This window comes from Ferrovibrio sp. MS7 (genome assembly GCF_038404985.1).
GTDB lineage: Bacteria > Pseudomonadota > Alphaproteobacteria > Ferrovibrionales > Ferrovibrionaceae > Ferrovibrio > Ferrovibrio plantarum.
The window spans coordinates 236134-250152 of record NZ_JBBKBA010000004.1; the positions used below are offsets into that span (position 1 = coordinate 236134).

Sequence of the window (14019 nt, forward strand, 5' to 3'; positions counted from 1 at the left end):
GCCATGCGTATCCTGCTGACCCATACCCCCGCCGCGCGCCGCAATTATTACGGCGATGCCGCGTTGAGCGCGCTGCGCCAACACGGCGAGGTGTTGCTGCATGAAGGCGATGTGCCGCTGACCACGGCTGAACTGATCGAGCGCGCCCAGGGTTGCGACGTGATCGTTTCCGACCGCCAGACGCCCGGCGAGGCCGCCGTGTTCGCCGCCCTGCCCGATCTCGTTGCCTTCCTGCGTTGCGCCATGGATATCCGCACCATCGACCTCGCGGCGGCAAGCAAGGCCGGCGTGCTGGTGACGCGCGCCACCGCCGGCTTCATCGATTCCGTGGCGGAACTCGCCATCGGCCTGATGGTGGATCTGGCGCGCGGGGTGAGCGACGCAGTGCGCGCCTATCGTGCCGGCGAGCCGCCGGCCATCCGCATGGGCGTGCAGCTATCCGCTTCCAGCCTCGGCATCATCGGCTATGGCGCCATCGGCCGCCGCCTCGCCCACCTGGCCCGCGCACTCGGCATGCAGGTACTGGCCAGCGACCCCTATCAGCGCATTGAGGATCCGGGCGTGCGGCAGGTGGCGCTGGATGTGCTGCTCAGCAGCGCGCGTTTCGTCGTCTGCCTGGCGCCGGCCAATGCCGAAACCGAGAAGCTGATGCATGCCGGGCGCTTCGCCGCCATGGCGAAGGGCAGCTATTTCATCAATCTGGCGCGCGGCGAACTGGTGGATGAAGCAGCGTTGCGCGAGGCGCTCGAGAGCGGCCATCTCGCCGGTGCGGCGATGGATGTCGGCCGCGCAGCGGACCAGATGCCGACACCGTCCCTGGCTGCCCTGCCCGGAATGATCGCCACGCCGCATATCGGCGGCCTGACGCCGGAAGCCGTGGCGCATCAGGCCTTCGATACCGTGGCCCAGGTGGCGGCACTCGCCGCCGGCAGGCTGCCGCCCGGCGCGGTCAATGCCGCCGAGGCGCATCGCCTCGCCCGGCTGGGGATCAAGGCGGCCTAAAGCAGCTCGAACACCCGGTAGATCGGCCCGCCCGGCTGGCGGTCGCCATAGCCGACAGCAAGAATGGCATTCAGCCAGGCATATTGCGGCGCGCCGGTCTCGAAGCTCAGCACGATGCGCATGTAGTAATCCTTGGCATCGACCACTTCGCCACGGTCGATGCGCGCCAGCACCTCAGCCGGCCCCGCCCGCATCCCCTGGTATTGCAGATAGATCAGCGCGCCATCATCGGTTTCGAGCGTGGTGCGCACATCCATCCGCGTGACGCCATCGGGGCGACGCAGCAGCCAGTCTGCGCCATCCAGGAAGCGGCCGGAAAGGCGTGGCCCCTTGAATATGCCGCCTTCCACCGGTGCGATGCGGCGCCGGCCCAATGGCGTGTCGCCGATATCGCGCGGCTTGCCGACATTCAGCCGCGCCTCGAACAACAGACGCGCCGCCAGCATTTCCTGATCCATTGCCTGCCTCCGCATACCACAAAGCAGCAGCAAGCCTATCAACACTAGGCCAGGGGCACCACGATCAGCTTGGCGACGCAATCCCGGTCCTTGTCGCGCAGCGGCAGGATCAGACGTTCGGTGGTGAGGAATTCGCGGTCAGGGCCCATGAAGGGCGTCTGCGTGACACTGGCTTGGCGGCTGGTCACGGCCTCATCCATGTAGCGGTGCACCAGGCGGATCATCTCGGTATCGCCGAGATCGTCGACATGCTTGCCGGTGGGGTCGAAACCGAAGCGCGCCACCACTTCGGTACCGACCACGCGATAGCGGTAGCGCCGGCAATAGCGGCCCTTCGGCGTCTCGACAACATCGAGCAGGATTACCCACGGCAGCACGGCAGCGCCCATGCCCCGGGGATCAAGATCCTCGCGGCATGGCAGCGTACCATCCGAGCCAATCTTGCTCGCCCAATAGTCATGCGGCCGGACTAACCGGGCATCGTGGAGACCAGGAAGCACTTTGCCTCGCCAGTGAATGTGGCTAATTACGCTGGCATATGGGGGCAAATGACACGGAAAGCAATCGGATTTGCACCACTGCGGCAACTTGTCCGCCGGCACTACACCATGAAGGGAATAAGTTGCGCCGCGCTTGCCGAAATCATCTCAGAGATTGCGCCTGAACGCACGATTGCGCAGGGTTACGCCACCATGCCGTTATGCCTGGATGATGGCGGCCTGCTGTGACACAGCGAATAGCCGTCGCGACCAGCCGAGGCCGAAACTGGCTGCAGCCGAAAGCCCATAGTTATAGGCGTTGCGCTGCGCCAGCATCTCCACCACCACGGCGCCCGGCTGCTTCGCCGCCACTGCCGCCAGGGTCTGCGGCCCGATCACGCCATCGGGCGTGGCTCCCGCCGCCATTTGCAGCCAGCGCGCCGCATTGCGCACGCCGGCATTCACTGCGCTGTCGAAGGCTACCAGGGCCACCGGCGCCGGCAGGCTGTCGCCCTGCAACTTGTTCCAGTAGTCGCGGCGGTAGATCGCCTCGGCGTCGGCTAGGGTCAGGTTGGGAATGTCGAGGTCTGGATAGGCCTTAGCCGAGATGCCGAACTTGGTACCCTTGAGCTGGCCCTGATTGGGTGCGCCGCCGGTCCAGTTGCCAGGGTCGTTCGGGTTGTCGGTGTAGCCGCCCTCCACCCCGATCACGAAGCTGAAGCAATCGTCGAACACCGCCATCGCATGCCCCCTGTTCCAATGGAAGGCATCATAGCAGAAAACACCCTTATTGCGCGATCAATGTTTAAATAGACACCATAAGATTATATACCCAGGCCCTGAATACGCCCTGCTGCACCAGGGTGCTGGCAGCAGTGATGTCGGGGGCGAAAAAGCGGTCCTGGTCATAAGCCGGCACCGCCTGGCGGATCAGCGCATGCGCCGCCTCCAGCCGCTCAGAACTTTGCAGCGGGCGATGGAATTCGATGCCCTGGGCGGCGGCAAGCAATTCGATGCCGACGATGCCGGCGGTGTTTTCCGCCATGGTCAGCAGCCGCCGCGCGCCATGGGTGGCCATGGAGACATGGTCTTCCTGGTTCGCCGAGGTGGGCAGTGAGTCGACACTGGCCGGGTGGCTCAACTGCTTGTTCTCGGAGGCCAGCGCGGCTGCGGTGACATGCGCGATCATGAAGCCGGAATTCAAGCCTGGCTCGGCCACCAGGAAGGCCGGCAGGCCGCTGAGCGTCGGATCGGTGAGCAAGGCAATGCGGCGTTCCGACAGCGCGCCGATCTCGGCAATCGCCAGCGCCAGGATATCAGCAGCGAAGGCCACCGGCTCGGCATGGAAGTTGCCGCCCGAGAGGACATCGCCGCCATGGGGATCATTGGCATCGGGAAACAGCAGCGGGTTGTCGGTGACGGCATTGGCTTCGCGCTCGAGCGTCGCGGCCGCCTGGCGCAGCAGGTCCAGCGCCGCGCCCATCACCTGCGGCTGGCAGCGCAGCGAATACGGATCCTGCACCCGGCTGCAATCCAGATGCGATTCCCGGATGCGGCTGCCCTGCAGATGCGCCAGATACCAGGCCGCGGTATCGCGCTGGCCGGGCTGGCCGCGCAATTCATGGATGCGCGGATCGAACGGTGCATCGCTGCCCTTGGCGGCTTCCAGCGACAGCAGGCCGGCGACCATGGCGGCGGCGAACACATCCTCGGCGGCGAACAGGCCGAGCAAGGCCAGGGCGGTGGAAACCTGCGTGCCGTTGAGCAGCGCCAAGCCTTCCTTCGGCGCCAGTTCCAGCGGCGCCAGACCGGCCGCCGACAACGCTTCCGTTGCCGGCATGACACGGCCCTGGTAGCGCACCTCGCCGACACCGATCACCGCCGCCGTCATATGCGCCAGCGGCGCCAGGTCGCCCGAGGCGCCCACCGAGCCCTTGGCCGGGATACAGGGCAGCAGGCCGAGATTGGCGAAATCCAGCAATCGCTGGATCACCTCCCAGCGCACGCCGGAATGACCGCGCGCCAGGCTGGCGGCCTTAAGCGCCAGGATCAGCCGCACGGCATTGTCTGCCAGCAGCGGGCCGGTGCCAACGGCATGGGAAAGCACCAGGTTGCGCTGCAATTCGGCCAGCTTGTCGTTCGGAATGGCGGCCTGGGCGAGCTTGCCGAAACCGGTGTTGATGCCATAGGCGACGCGGCCCTCGGCGATGATCTTCGCCACCAGGGCGACCGAAGCCTCGACGCCGGCGCGCGCTTCCGGCTTGAGCGCAAGATGCGGCGCCTCGCCCGCAATGCGCCGCCAGTCACTCAGTTTCACCCGGCCCGGCTCAAGCACTAAGTCCGCCATGCCAGTCTCCTCAAATCTGCCCGTCCAGCAATATGCTAGACATGTATAGACAGCCTAGGAACGAGGCCCGGCAGCGTCAAGCGGAGAATGCGGGCAGCGCGTTATGGCCGCATTCCAACAGCATTATCCGGGCAAGAAACTTGCGGTTGCCGCCATGCAATTGCCGCCATTCTGGGCAGCACCGCCGCTTCCATGGGCAGGCAGCACCCTTCATCACTTTGTCGCATTCCACTGCTTCCCCTGATAACGCCTACGCGCCTATGCTGACCGCACGCTGAACTTGCAGCCCGGGGCCATAGGTGCAGCGCATTACGAGCAGAGCCGTATTGAGGGGAAGTCATGTCAACCAGCGCCTTGTCCAACACCAGCATCGGTGGCCGAATCAATCTCGGCTTCGGCATTGTCATCCTGCTGCTCATCGTGGTGGCCGGTACCGGCCTCTACGGTGCCAACAATGCCAGCAACCTGTTCGATTCCTATGACAATGCCTCGGATGCCACCCGCGCCGTGTTCCGCACCGAGCGCGATGTGATCGATATCAGCCGCAATGTGCTGCTCTACACCGACCGCGACAGTGAGGATGGCCTCAACAAGGCCCGTGCCCTGATCAAATCAGTGCCGGAAACCCTGAAAGCGGCGGAAGCGGTATCAAACGCCAAGGACCGCCAGCAGCTCGCCGCGATCCGCGACCAGGTGGACAAGTATGGCGCCGTGCTTGAGGAAGTGGTGAAGGCGCGCGCCGACTATAACGCGATCTTCGCCCGCGAGACCGTGCCGGCCTCGACCAAGCTGCGCCAGATCCTGCCCAAGCTGGTCGACGAAGCCGAGGCGCGCGGCGATTACCAGACCGCCCATCTTGCCACGCGGGTCAACGAGACCCTCGGCAGCATCGGCTCCACCGCCTATCAGTTCCTTTACCGCCCGAAGCCGGAATTGCTGACGCGCACCATGCAGCTCACCAATCAGGTGACCGGCGATGCCGCAATGCTGACCGACCGCCTCAGCCTGGTTTCCAGGGGCGACGTGGCGGACGACATCACCAACGCCACCAAGACCTATGCCGGCAGCCTGGTGCAGGTGATGACCATCATCGGCAAGATCGGTACCGACATGCAGAACCGCATGACTCAGCATGCCTCGGCCGCTATCGAAGTCAGCGTCGCGCTGGCCAAGGAACGCAGCGCCGCGCTGGACGACGACGAAGCCACCATGCACCGCACTCTCGAGGCGACTCTGGTCGTCATCGCACTGGCCGCGCCTGTCGCGCTGGTGGCTGCCGTGGTATTCGCGCTGCTGATCGGCCGCTCGATCCGCCAGCCGGTGCTCAAGCTCACCGAGACAATGGACCAGCTAGCCACCGGCGATTACAGCGCGGTGGTAGCCGGCCTGGAGCGCAAGGACGAGCTTGGCCGCATGGCGCAGTCGGTGCAGGTGTTCAAGAAGAATGGTGAGGATAATGAGCGGCTGCGCCAGCAGGTCGAGCAGGAGCGCCAGCAGCGCGAACGCGACCGCGCCGAGCAGGAAGCCGAACTTGATCGCTCGGTCGGCATGGTGGTGACGGCAGCAGTGGCCGGCGACCTGACCAAGCGCATCGACAGCAGCAACCTCGATGGCGTGATGAAGGGCTTGGCCGATGGCATCAACAACCTCGTCGGCAGCGTTTCGGCGGCTGTCGAGGAAGTTGGCCAGGTGCTGGCCGGCATGGCCGGCGGCGACCTCAAGCGGCGGGTGCGCGGCGAGTATCGCGGCGTGTTCGGTACATTGAAGGACAATGTCAACACCACGCTGGAACAGCTTTCCGGCACCGTGCGTGGCATCGCCGATGGCGCCGCCATGGTCAGCGAAGCCTCGGCGGAAATCTCGTCCGGCAGCCAGGATCTGGCGCAGCGTACCGAATCCCAGGCCGCCAGCATCGAGGAAACGGCGGCGAGCATGCACGAGATCACCGCCACGGTGCGCCAGAATGCCGACAATGCTCAGGCCGCCAACCAGCTCAGCCAGGCGGCGCGCGATGCCGCCGACAAGGGCGGCAGCGTGATGCAGGACGTGGTCAGCGCCATGAGCGGCATCGAAGGTTCGAGCCAAAAGATCGTCGAGATCGTGGCACTGATCGACGAGATCGCCTTCCAGACCAACCTGCTGGCGCTGAATGCCAGCGTGGAAGCGGCACGCGCCGGCGAGGCCGGCAAGGGCTTTGCCGTGGTGGCGCAGGAAGTGCGCGCCCTGGCTCAGCGTTCAGCCAGTGCGTCCAAGGACATCAAGGCGCTGATCGCGGAATCCAACAGCCAGGTAAAGACCGGCGCCAGCCTGGTGAACCAGGCCGGCACGGCGCTCGGCGAAATCGTCAATGCGGTGAAGAAAGTCACCGACATCGTCGCCGAAATCGCCGCCGCCAGCCGCGAGCAGGCCACCGGCCTGGATCAGATCAACACCGCTGTTGCCAGCATGGATGAAATGACCCAGCGCAACGGCGCGCTGGTGGAAGAAACGTCCGCCTCGGCGCAGAGCTTGAGCAATCAGGCCAGCGAACTGGCGCGTCTGGTCGCCTTCTTCCAGATCGAAGGTGGCGGCACGCCGCGCGCTGCCAAGCCGGCGGTGGCGGCCAAGCCGGTGGTAGAAACCAAGGCAGCGCCGGTCGCCAAGCCTGTTGCGGCAGCACCTGCCGCATCAGCGCCCAAGCCCGTGGCAAAGCCTGCCGAGCCAAAGCCGGCGCCGAAGCCGGTGGCCAGGCCGGCCCCCGCGCCCGTTGCCGCCGGTGGCGACGACGACGACTGGAAGGAGTTCTGAGGCCTAGCGCTTGCGGGGCTGCGTCATGCCGGCAAGATCGAGGATGGTATCGATCTGGGCGGCATCGACCCAGCCTTTCTCCAGCACAAGGTCGCGCACGGTGCGGCCGGTTTTCAACGCTTCCTTGGCCAAGGCCGCCGCCCGCTCGTAGCCGATATAGGGATTGAGCGCCGTGACCAGGCCAATGCTGGCCTCGACATGACGGCGGCAATAATCCTCATTCGCGGTGATGCCGGCGACGCAGAGTTCGGTGAGCGTGCGTGCTGCGCGCACCAGCAATTGCAGCGAATGCATCACGTTATGCACGATCAGCGGCTCCATCACATTAAGCTGGAGCTGGCCGGCCTCGGCCGCCATGGTCACTGCCATGTCGTTGCCGATCACCTGGAAACAGACCTGGTTGACCACTTCCGGGATCACCGGGTTGACCTTGCCCGGCATGATGGATGAGCCGGGCTGCATCGGCGGCAGGTTGATTTCGTTGAGGCCGCCGCGCGGGCCGGATGACAGCAGCCGCAGATCATTGGCGATCTTCGAGAGCTTCACCGCCACACGCTTCAGCATGCCGGAATAGAGCACGAAGGCGCCCATATCCCAGCTTGCCTCGATCAGGTTCGCTGCGCGCACCATGGGCAGGCCGGAGACCCGCGCCAATTCGCCGATCGCCAACGCGGAATAATCCGGATCGGTGTTGATGCCGGTGCCGACCGCCGTGCCGCCGAGATTCACTTCATGGAACAGCCGCACGGTCTCGTTGCCGCGCGCCACATCCTCCTCGATATTGATCGCGAAGGCCTCGAATTCCTGGCCCAGGGTCATCGGCACCGCATCCTGCAACTGGGTGCGGCCAAGCTTGACGATGGCCGAGAAATCCTCGCCGCGCTTGCGGAATTCGGCCGCCAGCGCCTGCAGCGCATCGGAAAGCTCGGCATGGCTCAGCAAAGTGGCGAGCCGGACCGCCGTGGGATAGGCATCGTTGGTCGATTGCGAGAGATTCACATCGTCATTCGGGTGCAGATGCGCGTAGTCGCCGCGCTGATGCCCCATGAGTTCTAGACCGCGATTGGCCACCACCTCGTTGACGTTCATGTTGGTGGAAGTGCCGGCGCCGCCCTGGAACACATCAATCGTGAACCATTCATGCAGCCGGCCGCCGATCAGTTCGTCGCAGGCCGCGGCAATGGCGGCATTCTTCTCCGGCGGCAGGTAGCCGAGCTTGGTATTGGCGGCAGCGGCGGCCTTCTTCACCATGCCGAAGGCGCGGATCAGGTTCGGATAGTGATTGAGGCCGATGCCGGAGATGCGGAAATTGTCGATCGCCCGCCGGGTCTGGATGCCGTAATAGGCCGCTGCCGGAATCGCCATCTCGCCGAGCGAGTCATGCTCGAGCCGCGTGTCAGTCATCGTACTCTCCTGAGGCGGCGCACCGCCACAGGAGGTGACGGTTCAGACGGTGCGCTGCGATTTGTCCTTGGCGTTTGTTGCCTCGATGGCGGCGCGGATCTCGACCCAGTCATTGTCCGACAATTCCAGCAGGTTGCCGAAGCCGCCGGCTGAATTGAGCCACTGACCGCCATCAATGGCGATCACCTCGCCGTTAATATAGCTCACTTCATCGGCCATCAGGAAGGCCGCGAAATTTGCAAGTTCAGGCAATTCGCCGACGCGGCGCATCGGAATCGAGTCCATCATGCGTTTTTCCAGCGCCGGGGTCGGCGCCAGGCGCTTGGTCATGCCCTCGGTGGGGAATGGCCCCGGCGCAATGGCATTGAGACGAATGCCCTTCGGCCCCCATTCCACAGCCAGGCTCTGGGTCATTGCGGCGATGCCGGCCTTCGACATTGCCGACGGCACCACGAAGGCCGAGCCGGTCCAGACCCAGGAGGTGACGATGGAGATGACGCTGGCCTTGTGCCCGGCCGGAACCCAGCGCTTGCCACAGGCCTGGGTGACATAGAAGCTGCCATGGAACACGATATTGGCGATGGCATCGAAACCGCGCGGGCTCATTTTCTCGGTCTGGGCGATGAAATTGCCCGCCGCGTTGTTCACCAGGCCATCCAGCGGCCCATCGCGCCAGATATTCTCGATCATCTCGTCGACCGCCTGGGCGACGCGGATGTCGCAGGCCATGAAATGCACCTGGCCGCCGGTCGCGGCACTCAGCTCCATCGCCGCCTCGCGCAACACCGCCTCGCGCCGGCCGCAGATATAAACCACCGCGCCAAGTTCGAGGAAACGCTTCGCCATGGCCTTGCCGAGCCCGGTGCCGCCGCCGGTGATGAGGATGCGCTTGTCTTTAAGCAAATCGGTGCGGAACATGATGCCTCCCTGGCCTTTGTCGATTGGATTTTGTTGTATGCGCAAACTATACTGACGGCAGAAAATGGGAGGAAGCCTCATGGAGCTTGAGCTGGGTGGCAAAGTCGCCATCGTCACCGGTGCCAGCAAGGGCATCGGCCGCGCCATCGCCGAGGAACTGGCGGCAGAGGGCATGAAGCTGGTGCTGGCGGCGCGCTCTGCCGACCTGCTGCAGGACCTGGCCGGCAAGCTCAACCGCGAATGCCTGGTGCAGGCCATTGATCTGCGCACGAACGATGCTGCCGCCGCCCTGGTGCAGGCGGCGGTCAGCCGCTTCGGCCGCATCGACCTGCTGGTGAACAATGCCGGCGCCACCAAGCGCGGCGACTTCCTCACGCTCACCGACGATGACTGGGCCGATGGCTACGCGCTGAAATTCTTTGGTGCCATGCGCCTGACCCGCGCTGCCTGGCCGCATCTCAAGGCCAGCCAGGGCGGCGTGGTGAACATCATCGGCGTCGGTGGCCGCACCGGCAGCGCCGAATTCGCCATTGGCGGCTCGGTGAATGCAGCAGGGATGAACCTGACCAAGGTACTGGCCGACCGTGGCGTGCTGGAAGGTGTGCGGGTGAATGCGATCAACCCGGGCAGCATTGCCACCGACCGGCTGAAGGTGCGCATCACCTCCTTCGCCAAGGAGCAGGGCATCACGGAGGCCGAGGCGGCGCAGCGCATGCCGCGCGCCATGGGCGTCGCACGCTTCGGCGAGCCGATGGAAATCGCCAAGGCCGTGGCCTTCCTCGCCTCGCCTGCCGCCGCCTATATCAACGGCGCGATCCTGGATGTCGATGGCGGCCTGACCCGGACTTTATGATCCAGCCTGCGCTGTGATCTGACCGGTCATTCCCGCCAAGGATGTAAGCTGCGGCATCAGGTCCGGGTCGCGGACATTTCCTTGCGGCTGCAATATCCGGTAGTATGGTGGACGCCATGTGGACAAGCGTTCCTATCCGCCATTTTCCGGCGCTATTGCTGCTCGTTCTGCTCGCCCTGCCCGGCTTCGGCCTCGGCAGTGTGGCGGCGCAGGATCTGGCGCAGCCCGGCGGACCGGTTATCCTTACGATTTCCGGCGCCATTCAGCGCGGTAACAGCCGCGATGCCCAGGGCAATATTGTGGCGAATTTTGATTTAAAGATGCTCGAGGCGCTGGGGGAAACCGGCTTCAGCACCGCCACCCCCTGGCACAAGGGCGTGGTGCGCTTCGATGGCGTGCCCGGCAAAGCCTTAATGGAAACAGTGGGGGCCAAGCCTGACGGCATCGTCCAGGCGGTGGCACTGAACGACTATGCCTCGTCGGTTCCGGTGGCGGATTTCCTGCAGCGCGGCCTGATCGTGGCGCTGAAGCTGGATGGCGCCTACATGACCATCCGCGACAAGGGGCCGCTTTTCATCATCTATCCGTTCGACAGCCAGTCCGAGCTGCGCCAAGAGACCTACTATACCCGGTCCGTCTGGCAGTTGCGCCGACTGGACATCCGCTAAACGCGATGCCTGGCACCGAGCCGCTCCTCAGTTCCGCCGTCGCCGAACGCGGCAGCCTGCTTGGCACCACGCGGCGCTTCGTGTTCGGCTTCGCGGCGGTGTTCGCTATCGCCATCATCGCGATCTCCTCCTATCTCTATTTCCAGCACCGCGAATTCACCCGCGTGATGCGGCAGAATGTGATCTTCGAGGCAACGCAGCTTCGCGCCGAATTCCTCGCCTTCGATGCCGCGGTGGCGGAAATCCTGGCTGGCACGCCGGAGCGCGCGCGCAATCAGGCGCAGGTCCGCTACGACATCATTCTGGCCCGCCTTGCCGCCATCGAGCAGGGCCGCAGCGCCGAGGTCTATCTTGGCGATCAGGAACTGGCGCCGAATTTCGCGAGCCTAGCCAGCGAGATCCGGCTATGGGAAGGCAGCGTAACCCGCTTCACTTCCGGCGATGATGCCGCCGGCTACAGCCTGTTGCAGCAGCTCGCCGCTGCGGCGCCGCGCTTCGGTTCGTTCACGGCGCGGGCGAATACCCTCACCCAGATCCGCATTGCCGATACCAACCGGCGCCTGGAGCATCTCTATATCCTGCTGATCGGCCTGCTGGTGACTGGTGCCGTGATCGTGGCGGTGATCTCGCGCCTGCTGCTGCGCCAGGCGGCAGCCACCGATGCGGCCCATCGCCATCTCGCAGCCCTGGCGCGCGATCTGGAGGCGGCCAGGCGCCAGGCGGAAGCGGCAAACCGCGCCAAGTCCAGCTTCCTCGCTTCGATGAGCCATGAATTGCGCACGCCGCTGAATGCCGTGATCGGCTTTGCCGACATCATGCATCAGGGCCTGTTCGGGCCGCTCGGCAATGCGCGCTACGACGAATATGTCAGCTCGATCCAGCAGAGTGGTCAGCACCTGCTCAGCCTGATCAACGACATCCTGGACATGTCGCGCATCGAGGCCGGGCGTGTCGAACTGAACGAAGACCGCATCGATGTCAGCATGGTGCTGGAGGATTGCCTCGATCTGGTGGCGGTGCAGGCGCGGGCCAAGAATGTGCGGGTGGATTTCCCTCGCGGCCAGAGCGATGGCGCGCTATGGGCCGACGAGCGGGCGATGCGCCAGATGGTGCTGAACCTGTTGTCCAACGCCGTGAAGTTTACCGCCGAGGGCGGGAGCGTGACCGTGCAGCATGGCACCGCTGCGGATGGCTGGTATGAAATCAGCATCACCGATACCGGCATTGGCATGGCGGAGAATGAAGTCGCCCGCGTGTTCGAGCCTTTCGCACGCGGCGGCAGCCAGCTAGTACGGCAGCAATATGATGGCACCGGCCTCGGCCTGCCGATCACGCGACGGCTGGTGGAACTGCATGGCGGACGCATCCAGCTCAAGAGCCAGATCGGCGCCGGCACCACCGCCTTGCTGCGCTTCCCGCCCGAACGGATCAGCCGCGTTGCCGATTTCGGTGCCATCCTGTCCACGCCTGGCAACGATTGACCCAATAATGACGTGCCTGTTTGGATGACGCGTTTTCTGGTTGCCATGCTGCTGGTGCTGGGACTGGCTGCCTGCGCCCCGCGCCTGCAGTCCTCCACTATACCGCCGGGCACGCAACCGGCGCCGACGGCCCTGCTGGAAAAGGACTGGCGTGCAGCTGACGGCAGCCTGCTGCCGCTCACTCGCTGGCTGCCGCCAGCACCGCGCGAAACCAGGGCGGTGCTGATCGCGCTGCATGGCTTCAACGATTATGGCAATGCTTTCGCCGAGCCGGCAGCCTGGTGGGCCTCCGAGCACGGCATCGCCACCTATGCGCCGGATCAGCGCGGCTTCGGCCGCTCCGCCAATACCGGGCTGTGGGCCGGCGGCGACCGCATGCGCAGCGACCTGCGCGAATTGACATCACTGCTGCGGCAACGCCATCCCGGCCTGCCGGTCTTCTGGCTCGGCGAAAGCATGGGCGCGGCGGTGACGCTGAGTGCCTTGGCTGAAGATGGCGCTAGCAGCCCACCCGATGGTGCCATCCTGGTGGCGCCTGCCGTGTGGGGCCGTGCCACCATGCCGCTGAGCTACCGCGTCACCCTCAGCATCATGAGCCACACCCTGCCCTGGCTGACTCTGACCGGCCGCGGCCTCGGCATCCAGGCTTCCGACAATATCCAGATGCTGCGCCGTCTCGGCGCCGATCCGCTGGTGATCAAGGCCACCCGCGTCGATGCGGTTTATGGCCTGGTCGGCCTGATGGACGAAGCGCTGGCCGCCGGGCCCAGGCTTGGGCATGCGCCGCCGCTGCTGTTGCTCTATGGCGCCAAGGATGAAGTGATCCGCCGTGAACCCGTCGAGCGTTTCGTCGCCAGCCTCAATGGCCGCCGCCGCATCGTGCTCTACGATACCGGCTGGCACATGCTGCTGCGCGATTTGCAGGGCCAGCGGGTGTGGCGCGATGTCGCGGCCTGGGTCGCTGATCGAAATGCTCCCTTGCCCTCGGGCCGCGAAACCTTCACGCTGCCGCTATTCGCTAAGGAACGGGGTGAATGAAGCGAACGGCCTGGGCTGAAGCTCTATGGATTCTGATCGGCATGGTGCCAGTACTCGGCCTCATTCTGATGCTGATCGACGCCGAACATGGCCTCGCCCTCACCTCGCTGGGCAGCACCGCTGTGCTGCTATTCTGCTTTCCCGAACATGAAGGCCTGCGCCCCAGCGTGGTACTCATCACGCATCTGGCCGGCGCCCTGATCGGCTTCGGCCTGCTCTATAGCGTCGGCAGCCATGGCTGGAGCATGGCGCTGGGCGTGGCGCTGATCGCGGTGCTGATGAAGGCAACGGACATGATGCACCCGCCGGCCGGCGCCAATCCGCTGATCGTGCTGAATGTGAAGCCCGGCCTCGGCTTCCTGCTAGACCCCCTGCTGCTGGCGCTGGGGATCGTGATGCTGGGGGTTTTCCTGTGGAGCAGGCTGCGGCCCGGTTCGTCCTGGCCGTCACGCTGGGGCCTTTAGCGACCGCTAGAGCGTTTCCTCTTCATATTGAACCAGCTGCGTTGCGTCTGGAGGCGGTAGGCCGCTAGGAGAGGTGCGCAGCAGGTACCGGGGGTACCTGCAAGCGCGTCGACGACGCGG

13 protein-coding genes are annotated in these 14019 nt (G+C 64.9%); 7 read left to right on the forward strand and 6 right to left on the reverse strand.

What is annotated here, in order from left to right; all coding sequences use genetic code 11:
* Window positions 1–3 precede the first annotated feature (3 nt).
* The gene (locus V6B08_RS21650) at window positions 4–1002 is read left to right on the forward strand and encodes an NAD(P)-dependent oxidoreductase (protein WP_341984838.1); all 999 of its coding nucleotides are present in this window, start codon (window positions 4–6) and stop codon (window positions 1000–1002) included.
* Here the strand turns inward: V6B08_RS21650 and V6B08_RS21655 are convergent.
* The 4 genes from V6B08_RS21655 to hutH form a co-directional block, all read right to left on the reverse strand.
* Entirely contained in the window at window positions 999–1460 is a 462-nt protein-coding gene (locus V6B08_RS21655; protein ID WP_341984839.1) for a DUF3237 domain-containing protein, read from the reverse strand. The genes V6B08_RS21650 and V6B08_RS21655 overlap by 4 nt on opposite strands.
* Before the next feature lie 44 nt (window positions 1461–1504).
* Window positions 1505–1960: a PAS domain-containing protein gene (locus V6B08_RS21660; protein WP_341984840.1), complete on the reverse strand. Its 456-nt coding sequence runs from the start codon at window positions 1958–1960 to the stop codon at window positions 1505–1507.
* Between the two features lie 198 nt (window positions 1961–2158).
* A complete protein-coding gene (locus V6B08_RS21665; RefSeq protein ID WP_341984841.1) occupies window positions 2159–2680 on the reverse strand; it encodes a glycoside hydrolase family 108 protein in 522 nt (173 codons plus the stop codon).
* Window positions 2681–2744: 64 nt separating this feature from the next.
* Window positions 2745–4286, reverse strand: coding sequence for a histidine ammonia-lyase (hutH, locus tag V6B08_RS21670; protein ID WP_341984842.1), 1542 nt, complete (start codon window positions 4284–4286; stop codon window positions 2745–2747).
* A gap of 339 nt (window positions 4287–4625) precedes the next feature.
* Between hutH and V6B08_RS21675 the strand changes: the two genes are divergently transcribed.
* The gene (locus tag V6B08_RS21675; protein WP_341984843.1) at window positions 4626–7073 is read left to right on the forward strand and encodes a methyl-accepting chemotaxis protein; all 2448 of its coding nucleotides are present in this window, start codon (window positions 4626–4628) and stop codon (window positions 7071–7073) included.
* Window positions 7074–7076: 3 nt separating this feature from the next.
* Here the strand turns inward: V6B08_RS21675 and V6B08_RS21680 are convergent, their stop codons facing one another.
* Window positions 7077–8477: an aspartate ammonia-lyase gene (locus V6B08_RS21680; RefSeq protein WP_341984844.1), complete on the reverse strand. Its 1401-nt coding sequence runs from the start codon at window positions 8475–8477 to the stop codon at window positions 7077–7079.
* Window positions 8478–8519: 42 nt separating this feature from the next.
* Entirely contained in the window at window positions 8520–9395 is an 876-nt protein-coding gene (locus V6B08_RS21685) for an SDR family oxidoreductase (RefSeq protein WP_341984845.1), read from the reverse strand.
* 79 nt (window positions 9396–9474) lie between these two features.
* Here V6B08_RS21685 and V6B08_RS21690 point away from each other — a divergent pair, with 79 nt between their 5' ends.
* From V6B08_RS21690 to V6B08_RS21710, 5 genes are all read left to right on the forward strand, one after another.
* Window positions 9475–10248: an SDR family oxidoreductase gene (locus V6B08_RS21690; RefSeq protein WP_341984846.1), complete on the forward strand. Its 774-nt coding sequence runs from the start codon at window positions 9475–9477 to the stop codon at window positions 10246–10248.
* 155 nt (window positions 10249–10403) lie between these two features.
* Entirely contained in the window at window positions 10404–10916 is a 513-nt protein-coding gene (locus V6B08_RS21695; RefSeq protein ID WP_341984847.1) for a putative pterin-binding protein, read from the forward strand.
* Window positions 10917–10921: 5 nt separating this feature from the next.
* Window positions 10922–12397, forward strand: a complete 1476-nt coding sequence (locus V6B08_RS21700; protein ID WP_341984848.1) for a sensor histidine kinase — start codon at window positions 10922–10924, stop codon at window positions 12395–12397.
* 24 nt (window positions 12398–12421) lie between these two features.
* Window positions 12422–13435 carry an alpha/beta hydrolase gene (locus tag V6B08_RS21705; protein ID WP_341984849.1) on the forward strand — a complete coding sequence of 338 codons (1014 nt, stop codon included), beginning with the start codon at window positions 12422–12424 and terminating at the stop codon, window positions 13433–13435.
* Window positions 13432–13899, forward strand: coding sequence for an HPP family protein (locus V6B08_RS21710; RefSeq protein ID WP_341984850.1), 468 nt, complete (start codon window positions 13432–13434; stop codon window positions 13897–13899). The genes V6B08_RS21705 and V6B08_RS21710 overlap by 4 nt, the downstream gene beginning before the upstream one ends.
* The last annotated feature ends 120 nt before the right edge of the window (window positions 13900–14019 follow it).